This window comes from Paenibacillus sp. J22R3, from assembly GCF_056269305.1.
The window spans coordinates 244591-261136 of sequence record NZ_JBWDNS010000005.1; the positions used below are offsets into that span (position 1 = coordinate 244591).

The 16546-nt window shown below is 53.7% G+C and carries 15 protein-coding genes; 4 read left to right on the forward strand and 11 right to left on the reverse strand.

The window, feature by feature from the left end:
* Nucleotides 1-86: 86 nt before the first annotated feature.
* On the forward strand, nt 87-950 hold the full coding sequence (locus AC0YN4_RS22315) for a bifunctional 5,10-methylenetetrahydrofolate dehydrogenase/5,10-methenyltetrahydrofolate cyclohydrolase (protein ID WP_475782677.1): 864 nt from the start codon (nt 87-89) through the stop codon (nt 948-950).
* 2 nt (nt 951-952) lie between these two features.
* Nucleotides 953-1582 (forward strand): cyclodeaminase/cyclohydrolase family protein, encoded by a 630-nt coding sequence (locus AC0YN4_RS22320; RefSeq protein WP_475782678.1) that lies wholly within the window; start codon nt 953-955, stop codon nt 1580-1582.
* 28 nt (nt 1583-1610) lie between these two features.
* Here the strand turns inward: AC0YN4_RS22320 and AC0YN4_RS22325 are convergent, their stop codons facing one another.
* From AC0YN4_RS22325 to AC0YN4_RS22365, 9 genes are all read right to left on the reverse strand, one after another.
* Nucleotides 1611-3101, reverse strand: coding sequence for a sensor histidine kinase (locus AC0YN4_RS22325; RefSeq protein WP_475836809.1), 1491 nt, complete (start codon nt 3099-3101; stop codon nt 1611-1613).
* 32 nt (nt 3102-3133) lie between these two features.
* Nucleotides 3134-3817, reverse strand: a complete 684-nt coding sequence (locus AC0YN4_RS22330) for a response regulator transcription factor (protein WP_090978629.1) — start codon at nt 3815-3817, stop codon at nt 3134-3136.
* Nucleotides 3818-3986: 169 nt separating this feature from the next.
* Complete coding sequence (locus AC0YN4_RS22335) at nt 3987-4277, reverse strand: small, acid-soluble spore protein, alpha/beta type (RefSeq protein WP_475782680.1); 291 nt, start codon at nt 4275-4277, stop codon at nt 3987-3989.
* 105 nt (nt 4278-4382) lie between these two features.
* Nucleotides 4383-5330, reverse strand: coding sequence for a magnesium/cobalt transporter CorA (gene corA / locus AC0YN4_RS22340; RefSeq protein WP_475782681.1), 948 nt, complete (start codon nt 5328-5330; stop codon nt 4383-4385).
* Nucleotides 5331-5372: 42 nt separating this feature from the next.
* Nucleotides 5373-6806, reverse strand: coding sequence for an S-layer homology domain-containing protein (locus tag AC0YN4_RS22345; RefSeq protein ID WP_475782682.1), 1434 nt, complete (start codon nt 6804-6806; stop codon nt 5373-5375).
* A gap of 355 nt (nt 6807-7161) precedes the next feature.
* The gene (locus AC0YN4_RS22350; RefSeq protein WP_475782683.1) at nt 7162-8580 is read right to left on the reverse strand and encodes an ABC transporter substrate-binding protein; all 1419 of its coding nucleotides are present in this window, start codon (nt 8578-8580) and stop codon (nt 7162-7164) included.
* Between the two features lie 32 nt (nt 8581-8612).
* Nucleotides 8613-9758, reverse strand: coding sequence for an efflux RND transporter periplasmic adaptor subunit (locus AC0YN4_RS22355; protein WP_475782684.1), 1146 nt, complete (start codon nt 9756-9758; stop codon nt 8613-8615).
* Nucleotides 9759-9812: 54 nt separating this feature from the next.
* The gene (locus AC0YN4_RS22360) at nt 9813-10709 is read right to left on the reverse strand and encodes a carbohydrate ABC transporter permease (protein WP_475836810.1); all 897 of its coding nucleotides are present in this window, start codon (nt 10707-10709) and stop codon (nt 9813-9815) included.
* On the reverse strand, nt 10706-11578 hold the full coding sequence (locus AC0YN4_RS22365; protein ID WP_475836811.1) for a carbohydrate ABC transporter permease: 873 nt from the start codon (nt 11576-11578) through the stop codon (nt 10706-10708). The genes AC0YN4_RS22360 and AC0YN4_RS22365 overlap by 4 nt, the downstream gene beginning before the upstream one ends.
* Before the next feature lie 180 nt (nt 11579-11758).
* Here AC0YN4_RS22365 and AC0YN4_RS22370 point away from each other — a divergent pair, with 180 nt between their 5' ends.
* Both AC0YN4_RS22370 and AC0YN4_RS22375 read left to right on the forward strand, forming a co-directional pair.
* Nucleotides 11759-12478, forward strand: a complete 720-nt coding sequence (locus AC0YN4_RS22370; protein ID WP_475782687.1) for a response regulator transcription factor — start codon at nt 11759-11761, stop codon at nt 12476-12478.
* A complete protein-coding gene (locus tag AC0YN4_RS22375; protein ID WP_475782688.1) occupies nt 12475-14394 on the forward strand; it encodes a sensor histidine kinase in 1920 nt (639 codons plus the stop codon). The genes AC0YN4_RS22370 and AC0YN4_RS22375 overlap by 4 nt, the downstream gene beginning before the upstream one ends.
* Before the next feature lie 386 nt (nt 14395-14780).
* Here AC0YN4_RS22375 and AC0YN4_RS22380 read toward each other — a convergent pair whose 3' ends face one another.
* Together AC0YN4_RS22380 and AC0YN4_RS22385 are read right to left on the reverse strand one after the other, a co-directional pair.
* Nucleotides 14781-15380, reverse strand: coding sequence for a response regulator transcription factor (locus tag AC0YN4_RS22380; RefSeq protein ID WP_475782689.1), 600 nt, complete (start codon nt 15378-15380; stop codon nt 14781-14783).
* 3 nt (nt 15381-15383) lie between these two features.
* Nucleotides 15384-16541: a sensor histidine kinase gene (locus AC0YN4_RS22385; protein ID WP_475836812.1), complete on the reverse strand. Its 1158-nt coding sequence runs from the start codon at nt 16539-16541 to the stop codon at nt 15384-15386.
* Nucleotides 16542-16546 lie beyond the last annotated feature (5 nt).

Genomic DNA, 16546 nt, shown 5'->3' on the forward strand with positions numbered 1-16546 from the left:
GGCTATGTCTTGCGACGAGCCTGCCCGCGAATGCTTTTTTTCGTACATGCAGGTCACTCAATTCCAATTTGAGGGAGAAGATCTCTATGGCCATTGTCTTGAAAGCGAAAGAAGCGGCAGAGCTTATGTATTCGGAAATAGCGGCCCGCGTAGAGGAATGGAAGAAGAATGGAAACCAGCCTTCTCTGGCGACACTACTAGTCGAAGGAGATCCTGCTTCAGCTTATTATGCACGCTCCAAGCAGAAGATTGCCGAGAAGCTGGGCATATCGTTTCAGCTCCATACTTTCGGAACCGATGTCTCGGAAGAGGAATTGAAGCGCGTCATCACAGCGCTGAATGCGGATGAAGACATTCACGGCATCATGCTTGAGCTCCCTCTGCCCGCGCATCTATCGGCAGCTGCCATTGAGGCTTGCATTGCCCCTGCCAAGGATATCGACGGTGTTACACCGTCGAATAAGCTGGCGGTTTACACCGGTAGTGATAAAGGGTTGCAGCCCGCAACGCCGCAGGCTTGCATCGGACTTCTTAAGCATTACGGGTACCAGTTAGAAGGACGCAACGTGGCTTTAGTAGGCAGAGGGCAGACGGTCGGGCTGCCGTTGTTCCATCTCCTTCAACGCGAGAATGCTACCGTGACCGTTTGTCATTCCAGGACGCCTGATCTAGGCGCTCATTTGAAGCATGCGGAAATCGCCATCGTTGCGGTTGGCAAGCCGGAGGTGATTACGAAGGACATGGCGCATCCGGGCTTAACGGTCATCGACGCAGGTATTAACGAGCTTGCCGATGGTACGATCACCGGTGATGCAGCTGCAGATCTGGGAGATGCGGCAGCGGCTGTCTCGCCGGTTCCCGGTGGCGTTGGCACCTTAACGACGGCGATCCTGTATCGCAATCTGATGAGAGCTATCGATATCCAGATGTCTCTGAAAGGGGATGCGTAACGATGTCTACTGTAACGTGGGATGATTCCATTCGCCGCTTCCTAGAGAAGGCGGCCAGCTCCGACCCGACGCCGGGCGGCGGAAGCGCAGCCGCACTTGCCGCAGCGCTCGGCACAGCCATGACGGCAATGGCGGCACATCTCTCGCAAGGGGAGAAATACGCGGATGCTCGTCTCGAAATCAATGCGACCTTGAACGAGATGAGCCGACTATCCACTTCATGTGAAGCTATGCTCGCCTCCGACATGGCAGCCTTTGACGGTTATATGCTTGCACTGAAGCTGCCCAAGCAAAGCGAGGCTGAGAAATCGCTTCGTCAAGAGGCGCTCCATGACGCAACCATTGCCGCCATCGAAGCCCCGCTCCGACTGATGGAGGTATGCAGCGCGGCGCTGCAGTCGACGCTAAGCATTGCTTCCTGCACGAATGCGCATGTCATCTCAGACCTGGGAATCGGTGCTGTGCTGCTTGAAGCCGCCGCGCAAGCTGCGCTCTTAACGGTAGAGATCAATTTAGCGGCGCTGAAGGATGAAGGGATTAAGGCTCATTATGCAGCGAAACGGTCCGCCCTTATCGCTGAAATTGAACAACTCAAAAACCGGACATTAGCTGTCGTTCGCGACAGAATCTAATGTCCGGTTCCTGCTTCCCTTTACACCCTCAAGCCGCTCCCTGCACCCTTACGCTGAAGCGCACTCCTTCGGCCGTATTGGCAATGCTATATTCAGCGCCATGAGCATCCAGTACTTTGCTGACAATATAGAGACCAAGTCCGCTGCCGCCGGTTGAGCGGCTGCGTGACTGCTCTGCCCGGTAGAAAGGCTCGAACAATCGAGGCAGCTTCGATTCCTCTACCTGCACACCGGTGTTCAGCACTTCAAGTCTATACCAGGTACAAGGATCACGCTGCTCATTGGCAGCAGGCACCTCTTCCGATAGTCGAACAACGACCCGCTCCGCATCCCCGGAATATTGAACGGCATTCGTAATAATGTTCGATACCGCCTTCGACATGAGCCGCTCATCGGCCGTAATCATCGCTTCCTCCGGCAGCTCAACCTCCAGCTGCATATGTTTGACATCTGCCAAGTAGCTCATACTATTCATCGATTCCCGCACCAATTCAGTTAGATCCACCTTGCGCATCAGCGGACGGAAATCCCGGCTTTCCAGCTTGGACAGCTCCAGAATCTCGTGCACAAGCTTATCCATATCCTGCATGATCGTATACGATTGGCGCAAATATCTGTCCCGATCGCGGTAGGAGCCCACATTAGCAATCATCGCCTCCAATTGACCGCTGACCGCCGTTATCGGCGTCTTGAGTTCATGGGAAATCGTCGCCACGAATTCCCGCCGTTTCGCTTCCTGCTCACGTTCCTGCTCGATATCGCTCTTGAGCTGGGCGTTCGCATCCTGCAGCTCCCCCATCGTCAGCTGCAAATTAACCGCTAATTTGCTGAGGCTAAACGACAGCTCACCCAGCTCGTCCTTCGTGTTCAGCGCAGGCTTCGTAACGGAGAAGTCGAGTTTGGCCAACCGTTTGGCCACTCGATTAAGCGAGAGAAGCGGCCGTGCGATTAGCCGGGAATAGATAAGCGCTCCGCCAACCGCAATCAATAGAATCGGGATCAGCATATACGGCAGGAATAGCAATATCACATCGGCCGCTTCCCCGATTGGCTGCAGCGGGGCATCCACTGACAGGGTGTAAGGATCGTCGCTTTCTGCGAATTTAATCGTCTTATCGACGCTCAGCATTTGCATGTTCGGGCCGCCGCCATTACCGTCGCCGGGCCCTTTCGTAATCTCACGGCCATCGATCACCCGACCCGCTTCAAGCTGCTTTCGCATACCAAGGTAACTCGCATTACGGGACAGCCAGCCGTTCATTCCCCGATAACTCGGCGGGATATAATACCCCTGCCCCTCCTTATCACGAATCATGAGCGCCGCATTATGCTCTTGACCAAACTTCGCCATCAGCGGAATGGCATCAGCCGCACTCACGCCGTCGATCTGTTTCACCAGTTCGCTGAAGCTGCTCTCCAGACGGGATTGCTTGATGTTCTTGTAATAACCCGGCAGCATGAAGTAGAGGGTTAAATAGATAAGTAAGGCCGATACGACCAGCAGCGCCGCCGTAACCATGAAGATCTTAAACCGTATTCCCTTGCGCCGGATCATCCTTCCACCAACGCCAGCTCAGACTCCAGCGAGTAGCCGACCCCTTTTACCGTACGAATGACGGAGATGCCGAGCTTCTTGCGGATATTCTTAATATGAGCATCGACGATACGGGAATCGCCGTAGAAGTCGTAGCCCCATACTTTGTCCAGCAGCATGTCACGTGTCATAATCCGTCCGGCGTTATGTACGAGCGTATGCAGAATATCGAATTCCTTCGTCGTCGTGTCTATGAGCTTGCCGTCGACGTAGATTTTGTAAGCATCGGCATCCAGCCTCAGTCTACCGTCGAACAGCTGCTCCCCGGAAAGCCCGCTGCGCGTGCGCCTAAGGACGGCCTCCACCCGTTTCATCAATACATGGAACGAGAATGGTTTCGTCACATAATCATCCGCTTCTTCCTCGAACGCGCGCAGCTGATCCTTCTCCTCGCCCAGTGCCGTCAGTACGATGACCGGCGTATCGGAACGCTCGCGAATGCTGCGGCATATCTCGTAGCCATGCATGGAAGGCAGCATCAAATCTAAGATGACGAGGTCGTACGACGATTGCTGAAATTTCTCCCAGCCTTCCAATCCGTCCCCTGCTACATCCACCTCATATTGTTGTGCCCGAAGAAACTCAGCAATGAGCTCTTGTATATAATAATCGTCTTCGATAACCAATATCGCGGCAGGCATCGTCCAATCCCCCATCCTACTTAAGCATGTTACCTCCAGCTTAACCGATGAAGATGAAAACAGTATGAATCGTTTCTGAAAAAATACTGAAAACCGTTAGTGACATGCAAAAAACCACCAGCTTCCTGCTGATGGTTTCGTTAAGCACGTTTATCATTGATGGCCTTCATTAATGTTCCGTGTTCTGGCGTGCCAGCTTCTCCTGCGCCATCCGCACCAGCTCTTTGACCATCGCTCCGCCGATCTGACCGCCGATTTGACCTGCTGATTCCGTCGATAACTGGCCGTTGTAACCGTGCTCCAGCGGAATGCCGAGCGATTTCGCCACTTCATATTTCACATCATCAGGCCTGCTCGCATTTACGACATAGCCTTCACGGCGCATCACTTCCGCCTTAAATGCACTCATCTGAGCTTCTGCGCCCGGTACCAGGTGCTTCCTCCGACTTCTTCTTGCCATTATTTCTGCCGCCTCCTTAAGGGTGAGTCGTATAACTTACCGTTCCCTAAGGATAATTTCTCTATTCAATTTCAATCATCATTGATCTATTCAATCATCATTGATCTATTCAAACCAACCCTTGAACTTAAACCAAGCAAACATGCCCAACGCAAGCAGCACCATAAACACAAGCACGATATAGTAGCCTGCATGCCAGCCGAGCTCGGGCATATTGGAGAAATTCATGCCATAAATACCGGCAATAAACGTCAGCGGCATGAAGATGACGGTAATGACCGTCAATGTTTTCATGATGGTATTCATCCGATTGGAATTAAGCGACATATAGTGATCCCGCAGATCCGAGGTCATATCGCGATTGGAATCGACCATCTCCGCCAGCTTCAGCAGATGATCGTAGATATCGGTGAAGAAGTGATGATAATGCTTTAAAGCCTCGATTCTTTGCGTATTGAGGATCCGATACAGTAAGTCTCGCATAGGGACGATTGTTTTGCGCAGCCGGAGCAGCTTGTTTCGAATTTCGAACACATGGCTGAGGTCCGTTCGGAATCCTTGATCGGAGCCGCCTAATTCCAGCAGCTGATCCTCGATTGCCTGCAGCGCCGGAAAATATTGATCCACCAGCTCATCCATCACGGTATAAGCGGCATGCAGACTGCCATGGGCTTCCGTGTGCGGTTTGCGGATGATTTTCTCCCAGGCCCGGTCGACCTCCTGTAGCTGCAGTTGATGGTAAGTCACCAAGAAATTCGGACCGACAAACAGATCCACTTCAGACGCCTCCAGCGTCTGCTCGTGAATCGCATGAAGCACGAAGAAATGTACATCGTCGTAATGGTCCATTTTGGGACGCTGCAAGTAAAGCAGACAATCCTCTATAGCCAGCGGGTGAAAATGAAAATAATCCTCCAACAGCTTCGCTTCTTCTCCTGTTGGCTCGCAGAAATCGACCCAGTACCATCTAAGATGCGTTACGCTGCTTAAGTCTTCCAGTTTGTTCAACTGCCGGATATGGTGATCGTTCGTAATGGCAAGAATTCGAATCATGGATCAAGAGACTCCGTCCGTTTTTTTGTCCTTATTGTATCATTAACGGTACTTAAACTTGAAGCTCACAACACCGCTATTATCCATCGTGTAGGAATAAGATGCGAGAACTTCGCCATAGTTCTTCAGCAGAGCTTCCCAGCCGCTTGGCCCTTGCTCGTCCTTATAGGTGCGTTTGATGGTGATGGACGACAAACGCGCTTCAACAGCGCTGCTGATTCTCGCTTCGAACTCTGCTTGATTGTTCACGGTGAGGCCGTTGATTACGTAGTAATTGAACGTATTGGCGGCAGCTTCCGGAAGATTGTCCTTCCAAGCATGATCCTCTCGAAGCGCTTCATCTGTCACGTTGAAATAGCCGTAGTTCAATCTCCCCGCCACATCCGGAACAGGATCGTCCCACGTGACATCGAGGTTGTAATACGCTCCATCAATCTTCACTTTGTTCCACGCATGGCTGCCGCCGTCTGCCGTGCCGATTACGATATGAGATTCAATTCCCGCCATGCTTAGCAGTAGATCAGCGGTTCCCGCATAACCTTGGCATACCGCGACGCCATTCACCAGCACCCCGTACACGGAGTACGATTCCGGCGGAACGGTGTCATTCTTGTAATTCTCGTAATCATAGGCGGTATGCTGCAAAATATAATCATGAATAGCCAGCTCGCGTTCATATTCGGTCATACCCGGTCGGATGATCTCTGCAAGCACCGCTCTCGCTCGGGTGTCGATTTCTTGGAGCTGCTCATCCTTGATGACGACGGGAAGCGATTGTTTGGCCGCCCCCAGCAGATCTTCCTCATCGTTCACAAAATAAGTCCCGAACCGCGAGAAAATCCGGTACACCAGCACGATGGCCTGCTCCCGTGTCGTCGTCACGCGCGGCTGAAATCGCAGCTGGTTGCCGCTCACATTGCCTTTCATGATGCCGTTACCGGACAGCATGCTGATCGCATCGCGCGACCACTTGGCGAGCTGCTTGTCGTCCGCGAACTTCGCCGGCGTTCCTTTGCCCTCTTGGAGCTTCGTTTGGAAGCCCGCTTTGGTCAGCGTGTTATAGAGCATCAGCGCGAGCTGCTCACGCGTCACATTCGCCTTGGGCGAGAAGGTGTTCGGGCTTGTCCCTTTAATAATGCCGAGCTCGTAAGCTTGGCCGATTCGATAATTCGTCGTATCCCGGAACGGATTCTGCTTCGGCTCCGCCGGTTTCGTATTCGTCAGCACTTCGTAGAGCTGAACGGCCATCTCGCAAAACTCCTGACGCGTCAATGCCAATCGATAGCTATTCGTTAACCCATAGGGGATAAGTCCGCTCGTAATCGCGTCTTGAATTTCTTGCTTCGCCCACTCGCTCGGTGATCCGGTTACTGCTGCTACTGCTGCATTCGCTCGTTTCGGCGCCGTCTCCAGCTGACTCGCTGCTGTTAGGCCGACGGCGGCAATGAGTGCGATTTTGATCCACTTCGTTCTCATGTTTCTCGTGATCCCCCTGCTATTGGCAAATCTATCCACGTAGTTCCTACTAGCTTAGCATAAAATTTGTCTATCATTTACAATTATTTGGATATTAGTCGTTTTTACTATATTAATAACCTCTGAGCGAGAGTTGTGAAACTTGGGGGGATGCTGAGTGGTGGGTGCTGAGAGTCGGGTTTTCCGTCTCTCAGGCGCTGGGGCAGCAGGTTTCCCGAGTGTGGAGTATAAGCGGATATTCCGCTTATCGAGTCGGTCTCCGATCCGAAATGAGCTCATTAGACGATATTCACGAGAAACTAAGAAAACACCTTCGGAAAGCAGCCGCAGCCGCTTTCCGAAGGTGTTTCCCCCACTATTCGTTCAAATAAATCGTTGCCCGATTCTGCAGCTGCTTCGCCGCTTCGTCCGCCGACTTTCGGCCCTCGAAGAACGCCGCTGCCTCTTCCTTCACCATATCCATTATGGCGCTGTCGTCGCCGCTGAACCGCTTGATCCGAGGAATCGTATCGACGATCGCTTTGACATCTTCCTCCGTCACCGTCGGCGGCGTAATTTCCCCCTCCGGTCCCGCTATCTTGATATTGCCGCTCTCCAGCATGTTCATCGACTCTTCCACCTGTTTCGCCGTCATATCCTTGCGCACGGAGAAGCCCATAATGCCAGGCGTTCCCTGAGCCTCGGCGGACAACAAGTATTTCATGAATGACCATGCTTCCTTCTTGGCGCCTGACTTCTCATTCAGTGCAAGCATCAGATCGCTGTCGTAGGTCATGCCTTTCGCCTCGCCGCCGGACGGCGTCTGGAATACCTGACCTTTGCCCTGGAACATCATCTCCGGAAGCATAACCAGATCCATCGGCATCATCAGATTCATATGACCGAACGACTGTTGACCGGGACCCGGCATCCCATCGCTGACCAAGCCATCGTCGTAGAGTCCCTTCAAGTTTTCCAGCATCGCCGCGAAATCACCTTGGTCAAAGCTCGCCTTCTTCGCCGCCGCATCCACATAGTGCTCATAGCTGGACTCCACCATCAACCGCAGCATCTGATCCTTCGACATCCCGCTCATCGTATACTTGTCCGGCTTGCCGTCGCCATCCTCGTCCTTCATAAGCTTATGGGCAATATCCGTAAAATCCTTCCATGTCCATTTGCCATCGTCGACAGTAACACCTGCCCCAGCCAGCTCCTCCGTATTAGCGAGCATCACATCAAGCGAGAATCGAAGCGGCAGCGCTGCCTGCTTGCCTTCGACCGTCACCCCATCCATAATGCCCTCATAGTAATCTTGAATGTTAAAATCTTTATCGTCCTTCATCAGCGACCGAAGATCCGTAAGCAGTCCTTTCTCCGCATACTTGTTGAACGGCAGATCCTGCACCGCTATAAGATCCGCGCCTTTGCCCGACATCAGCTCCGTGTTGACGGTACTCAGAAACTTCTCCTTGTCCGCCGAATTCTCGTCCCCGCCGCCCGCTCTTCTGGTCACCTTCTTGCCCATTTCCGGCGTTGCAATCGCAGCAGTGATCTGGATATCGATGTCCGGATGCGCCTTCTCGAAATTCGCTTCCGCCGTTTGCAAGAAACGGTCATTCTCCAGAACGGATACGGTGACTACCGTCTTGCCATCCTTCGTTTTGGCCGGCGGCTGCTCTCCCGTATTTGCGTTCCCGCCGTTGCCGCCTCCACTTGAGCACGCTGTTATCGCCGTCATGAGCGCCAGGCTGACACAACCGGTTGTAATCGCAGTTTTCGCTTTCTTCTTCATTCTGAACACACTCCCTGGGATCATCTAAACTATTATTTCAAACGCACGCGCTGGTCCTCGCTTAGCGGCTCGCTCATCTCATCAACGACCTTCTCATCCGGCATAATCCCGTCCACAATCTCCGTATTCGTCGCATCCGAATCACCGATCGTAACCGCTGCTTTCACTGCCGTATAGATATTGCCGAGCGGTCCTTTCTTCTCCTTCACAACCCAAACGTAGTACCCTTCGGTACCTTGCTGTACCGTATCGCTGGCTAGAATGATACCGCCGATCCGCCCGGTCTTCTTCACGGAAAGCTTCACTTGGTCGCCAAGCTGCAGCTCCTGACCGGTGAGCTTCACTGTAATTTTCTTCTGTTCGTCATCGGCATCGCCCGAGCCGCCACCGCCGAGTGCTCCGCTGTCTTCTACGTCCTCGATATCGTCGACCGCGCCTTTCACCATCTTCCGCTTATCGCCGATATAGGCCGACAACGACACCGTTTCACCGATGCGCAGCTTATCCGCATCGTCTGCGTCGTCGGTAAAGCTGAAGATAAGTCCCTCGCTTACATCCGCCAGTTCAGCCACAGCCTGCCCACGCGAGGAAGGCAGCCCCTCCGTCGCTTGCAGCTTGGTTACGATGCCGTCGAACGGCGCACGAACAGCGCTGCTGCTCACAATGTCTTCGCGCATCGTTTCGAGCTTTCGGCGCTGAATGTCCAGATCGTACTCGGCAATTTTCAAGTCACGTTTAAGATCACGCACCGACGACTCGTTGCCCTGCCGCAGCGCATCGATGATCTGTTCCCGCTGCTTCTCCATCCGCAGCTTCGCCTGCGCATATCGCGTCTCTTCATCCGTGAGATCCCGCTTGGCGTCCGTTGTATCATAGGAAATCAACGTCTGCCCTTTCTTGACGGCGTCGCCTTCTTCTACATGGATCTTCGTCACATCACCGTCGCCTTCGGCGTACAGCTCCTCCGATTTCTCCGCCTCCAGCTCGCCTTCACCGGAAACGGTACGTTCCAGCTGTCCGAAATCAGGCTTCGTCACCGTCACTTTCGGCAGCGCCATGCCCGCAATCGTGTTCGAGAAGAACGTGAGCACGGCAAGCGCGCCGAAGAAAAAAATCAGCACTGTGCCCATGAGCCGTTTGCGTCGCTTCAAGCGATTATCGTCCAGCATCGTGGACATTCTCTTCACTCCTAAACTGTTGTGTACTTTTGTTTGCCACCAACCTAGCCCCGGCTACCCCTTCAGCCCGGACAGCTGAATGCCGGCTATGAGATCGTTCTCGCCATAGAGAAAAATAAACAACATCGGCGCCATATAGAGCACCGAAACGGCAAAAGCGATGCCCTGCTCCCCTTCCCGAATCCGGGACAAATAGACCGACAGCGGCTGCTTCACCGCATCGGTCAGCATGATGAGCGGCTGCTCGACCATGTTCCAGTTGTCGATGAAGAGCAGAATCACCAGCGCGGCAAGTCCCGGCCTGCACATCGGCAGTACAATGCGCAGGAACAGCTGCGTATGGCCTGCACCGTCCATTTTGCCTGCTTCCACGTAAGCCGTTGGAATCTGCAGCATAAACTGTCGCAATAAGAAGACGCCGAATGCCGCGAAGATGCCGGGCCATATGATTGCACCGAAGCTATTCAGCAATCCAAGCCGGTCAGCCATGATGTAATTCGGCACAAGCGTGACTTGGAACGGCATGAGCATTGTAATGAGGTACAGGAAGAACAGCTTGTCTCGTCCCGCAAATTGCAGCTTGCCAAGCGCATAAGCCGCCAGTGCCGCAACGAGGGTCTGCCCGGCAATAATCGGCACCGTCATCACAACCGCATTCCGAAACATCGCCAGAAACTGCGGTTTTCGGAAGAGCGCCTCCCCGTACTGCTCGAGCGTCACCTTGTCCGGAATCAGCTTGAGCACGGCGAACTGATCTGCTTTTGAATCGGATGAGCTCCCGGAATCCCCTTCCGCACTAGGCGACAAAATACCATAGGCTGCCGTAATTTCATCCTCCGACATGAAGGAATTGCTGATCGTGAATACAAGTGGAAACAGCATACCTGCAGCGAATAGGGCGAGCATGAAAGTAAGCATGATTTTGGCAAAAGTTCGCGGCTTTTCCCTCATTCCATCCGCCTCCTCAGCGCCCGCTCCAGCCTGAACACCACGGCAACAAACAACGTAATGACAAGCGCCATCACATACGCGGCCGAGGTCAGCTTCTGGTAATCCAAGGACAGAAACATATTGTTCATATAATGCTGCAGCATGTAGATGCTCTCATCGGGATATTCCCCTGCAATCAGATACGTCTCGCGGAACACTTTGAACGAACCGATAACCGACATGACGAAGACGAAGAACGCCGTCGGTGTCAAGTAAACAAGCGTAATATGGCGCAGCTTCCACCACCAGCCTGCACCTTCCACAGATGCGGCTTCGTAATAGTCCTCCGGGATATTTTGCAAACCTGCCAGATAAAGCACCATGTTATAGCCCGTGTTCTTCCACAGAAAGACCAGCAATACAACGGTTCTTGCCGTTCCCGAGCCCATCCAGTCCTTCGTTGCCAGCCCATGCTCTTGCAGGAAAGCATTCAGAAAACCGTTGCCGTCGAATAATATCTGCCACAGCATCACGATCGAAGCGACCGGAACGACCAGCGGCATGACATAGAACGTGCGCAGCCAGTTTCGGGCATACACATCACGCGTGAGCAGAAGCGCCAGTAGTAACGAAATGACCATCAGCAGCGGAACGCTTACGGCCGTGAACAATGCGGTGTTCGATGCCGCCTTGCGAAATGAGCTGCTCTCCAGCAGCTCCACATAATTGGAGAGGCCGACGAAGCTGCCGTTCACCGGACTGTCCACCAGCGAATAGTAGCATCCTGCCGCAAACGGAATCAGGAAGAACAGCCCGAAGCCGATCAGACTCGGCAGAAGGAACACGACCGCCGCACTGCTGTCTCGCTGCAGCAAGCGATTGAATTTCATAACAACCTCCTATACGATAGTGAGAGCGAATGCTTTTGCTTCGGGCGTGCAGCAAATCGATTTTGGGGATCCTTCTCTGCAACGCGCCCAGCTAAAGAACGGCATGAACCGTTTCTTCTCACTTGTAACTGTAAAAGCGCGATGTGACAGCTGTGTGACAATGAAGGAGGAAACGGTATTGTGAGCGGACATGTACTACTTGTCGAGGATGAGCCCCTTATGCGGCAGCTCATTGTCGATTACTTGCATGGGGAAAATATTACGGTTATCGAGGCAGCCAACGGCGAAGAAGCGCTGCTCCGGTTCGCGGCAGAACCGGTCGCACTCGTCATCTTGGATATTATGATGCCGAAGCTGGACGGCTACAGCGTCTGCCGTTCGATTCGAGAACGGTCCGATGTGATGATTATTATGCTGACGGCTCGGTCAGCCGAGGACGACAAGCTTCTTGGCTATGATCTCGGCGCGGATGATTACATGACGAAGCCGTTCAGCCCGAAGGAGCTGACCGCGAAGGTGAAGGCGCTGTTGAAACGAGTAGAACTCTTGGCCGCAGCTGCTGCTTCGACCTCGGTTTCTAAGGCCGGAGACGACCAAGACGGCAGCTTGATCACGCTCGATGGGCTGACGATCAAAGAGGCTTCGCACGAGGTGAAGGTCGATGGCGAGGAGCTGACGCTGTCGCCGAAGGAATATGATTTGCTGCTGTATATGTACCGCAACCGGAATATCGTATTAACGCGGGACATGCTGCTCAATCATGTATGGGGCTTCGATTATTTCGGCGATGCGCGAACGGTCGATACCCATATTAAGCGTCTGCGGCAGAAGCTCGGCAGCAAGGCGGAGCTGATCTGCACCGTGCGCGGCAACGGCTATCAGCTCAAGGTGAAACGATGAAGCGCGGGCGGAGCGTTGCGTTTAAGCTGTTTACCGTCACGACCATCGTGTTCATCGTGTTTATCACCCTCATTATGGTGCTGCAGCTGTTCTTCTTCGAGAGCTATTATGAACGGCAGAAAATCAAGGCCATCAAGCGTGAATTTACGGAACTTCGGAACAAGTATGTCGTGGTGGGCGACACGCCTCCCTCGGGAACCGACGCGGGGACGCCGGGGACGAATACAGCAGTGCCTGCCCCTGACTCGGAGACGGGGACCGATGGAGATGCGGGAGATCCGGGGACAAGTACAAATGCAAGACGTACCACTGCCCCTGCAAGCGGGCTAACAAGTCCCGGTGTAAGCTTCAAAGTCAAATCAGAGTCAAGGGCCGAGTCGGACTCAGCGTCTGAGTCCGCTCCTGCCGAAGGTGGTAACGGATCGACTTTCGAGCGGTTTTTCGGGGATTTCCGCATGCCGCTCCCTGCAGGATTATCGGGAGAAATGACCTCCGGGGGAACGGGATTACCGCTGTACTTCTCCCCCTTCGAGAACAGATACTTCGCGCTGACGGCCAAGTTTGAATTTGATGAAGAGGGAATTAAGGCCATTGCGATCGGTGCGGGTCAGCAGCAAAGACGTATCTTTATTAGCATTGATCAGCTAAACGGCGATGTGATGCGGATGATTCAAAATCCGGTCTCGCAGGAGCAAGTAGACAATTTGATGACAGGTGTCGTCCAATGGCTGCAAGATCCGGAGAAGGTGAACCGGGTGTTCGACCGAGGCGAAACCGTCGTGTATCGCAGTAAAGGCTTTGGCCCGATGAATATTGGCAACAACCAGCTCATTGCAGCCGCTGCGTTGCCTCCTGTAGACGGCACTCGCCAAGTGCTGTTTGCAGTCTCATCGCTGCAGCCGGTCAGCGATGCGGGGACGGTTATCAAAGACTTCTATCTGTATTTCTATGGACTCGCCATCGTGCTCATCCTGCTGCTGTCCTTCCTCTACTCCGGCATGATTACGAAGCCGCTGCGCAAGCTGAATCAGGTTGCGCTTCGTCTCTCGAAGCTGGATTTCTCGGTGAAGAGCGGCATCAAGCGTAATGATGAGATTGGGAGTCTGTCGCAGACGTTTGATTTTCTGTCGGATAATCTTCAGCATGCGCTTGGCGAGCTACAGGCAGCGAATGTACAGCTCAAGGAAGAATTCGAGAAAGAAAAGCAGCTGGAAGCGATGCGGCGTGAATTCGTTGCAGGTGTTTCGCATGAGCTCAAGACGCCGATCAGTCTCATTAGCGGGTATGCCGAAGGCTTGCGCGATGGGATCGGAGGCGCCGAGAAACGCGAGCAGTATCTCGGTGTTATCATGGACGAGACCAGCCGAATGTCGGGTCTCGTTAACGATATGCTGGATTTGGCGCAGCTGGAATCCGGCAAATATCGGCTCGTCAGCGGCAGCTTCGATCTGCGCGCATGTGCGAATGCTTTCTTGCAGCGTCACGCGGAGCCGCTGGAGCGCAAGGCGATCGCATTGAACGCAATACTTCCGGAGGAGAAGGCCGAGATGCCGGCGTACGGTGACCGTTTCCGGCTGGAGCAGGTGCTGGCGAACCTCATGAGCAACGCCATCCGCCACACCGTACAAGCCGGAGCCATCGAGCTGCGAATTGCCGAGGAGCCCGATCAGTGGCTGCTCTCACTCTGGAATGAAGGCGAAGCGATTCCGGAAGCCGAGCTAAAGCGCATCTGGGAGCAATTCTACCGCACCGACCATTCCCGCAGCCGCGAGCTGGGCGGAACCGGCATCGGGCTCGCCATCGTGAAGCATATTCTGCTGCTGCACGGCAGCACCTTCGGCGTGCGCAACCACGGCAGCGGCGTGGAATTCTACTTTACCGTCGCGAAAGCGGAGCATGACATAATCGAAGCCTAGAAAGACCGGAGTAACGATACACAGATGATGTTACTGAGGGGTTGTTTTTGTCATCGCTAAGATGATGGGGGCAGCCTTTTTAATATTTGGTCAATGTGGGGTACTGGGTACCTCTCTTCAGCGTGCAATGTTAGTTTTTAGACAATGTGGGGTACTGAGTACCTCTCTTCAGCGCGAAACGGTGGTTTCTGGTCAATGTGGGGTACTGGGTACCTCTCAGCGAGTAAAGTAGCATACGTAGAGAGATCCACATCGATGGATCTTCGGGGAATAGGAGATTGTAGATCACGCAGGGAACTAAGTTAGAAGGAATTCAAGGATAATAAAACAGTAGATTACCTAGGGATCTACTTTAACGGGAAATCGGGGTAATGGGTGATCTAAACCTAGATCCACCCATTCTTCTCCGCGATCCCAATCGCGTCGATACGGTTCTTCGCCTCCAGCTTCTGGATCGCTTCGGACAAGTAATTGCGGACCGTCCCCGCTGAGAGGAATAACCGCCCCGCGATGTCGCTTGCGGTCAGACCCGCAGCCGCGAGCCGGAGCACTTCCTGCTCCCGTTCGGTGAGCGGATTCTCCGCTTCCCAGAACGATAGCGCCAGCTCCGGACTAACCGCGCGGCCGCCTTGCGACACGGTGCGAAGTGCTGCGCCAAGCTCGTCGATCGGCGAATCTTTGAGCAGGAATCCGCGCGCGCCAGCCTTCATCGCCCGCTGGAAATACCCCGAGCGAGAGAAGGTCGTCAGGATGACCACCCGGCACGGATGGGCCAGCTCCTTCAGCTTCTCCGCTACATCGAGGCCGCTCATCTCCGGCATCTCAATGTCCATGACGCAGAGATCGGGAGACAGCTCGCGGATCATATCCAGCGCTTGTTTGCCATTCTCCGCTTGACCGATCACTTCGATGTCATCCTCCATGTCCAGCAACGCACTCAGCGCGCCGCGCAGCATGCCTTGATCTTCAGCTACCACAATTTTCACCGCTCATCCTCCTCCCTTGCCGCCCGATTTCTCCACCAGTGGAACCGTAAACGTCAGCACAGTGCCTCTTCCTACTGACTCCAAGACAAGATCGCCATCGATTAATTTAAGACGCTCTCTCATGCCCCGCAAACCATTGCCGCCAAGTAATCCACCGCCTATATCGAGCGGCCGCTGACCTGCAGCCTCACTGCTCTTGCTCACTCCGATTCCGTCATCCGCCACGATCAGCTTCAGCTTGCCCGGTTCCCATTCCAGTCGAAGCGTACATACCCGCGCACGACTGTGCTTGACGATGTTTGTCACGGATTCCCGCAGGCACATCCCCAGAATATTATCAAGCAGCGGCGATGGCAGCTCCCGTTCAAAGTCGCTCTCCCCGCGCTCCAATACGATACCCGCAGCAGCCAAGATGCGCTTCGCCTGATCGACCTCGTCACGCAGCTTCACCGCGTTCATCCCGGACACCAGCTCCCGTACCTGACGAAGCGCAGCACGCGAGGTCGCCTGAATATCGCGCACCTCCTGCACGGCCCGCTCAGGCTGCTTAAGAATAAGCTTCTCCGCGAGCTCACTCTTCAGCGTTATAAGCGACAACGTATGACCGAGCGTATCATGCAAATCCCTTGAGATACGCTGCCGCTCCTCATTCTTGGACAATCGCGAAATTTCTTCGTTTGCCAGGCCCAGCTTCTTCCGAAGCTCCTTCGACCTCCGGCCTAACACCAGAGCGAAGGGAACAACGATGATGACAATCATCGCCGGAACAAACTGCAACAGCGCATCTGTGTGGTTATACATCTTCCAATACCACATCGTCGACGCAAACAGAGCCACAAGCCCGCCCATAGCAAGGGTAAGTTGCTTGCGATTGGTCAGCATTCCAATAACCGGCGCTGGGTAGAAAGCCATATACAAAGCACCTTCACTGCTGAAACAGAACGCTCCGACGATCAAGAGCATCCCGAGTATGCACAAGAGACGCCCCCGTTCAAAACAGTAGCTATAAATGTACATCGCTATAAAAATAACGACTGCCGTCAACCCCAACGCAACCCTGACTGGCGGCTGATTGAATAAATGATAAAGCGGGAACACAAGATAGACTAACCATATCATTGCAAATAACACAGGTGGTCCGACTTGTGGCCGCTTCATCATGTTCC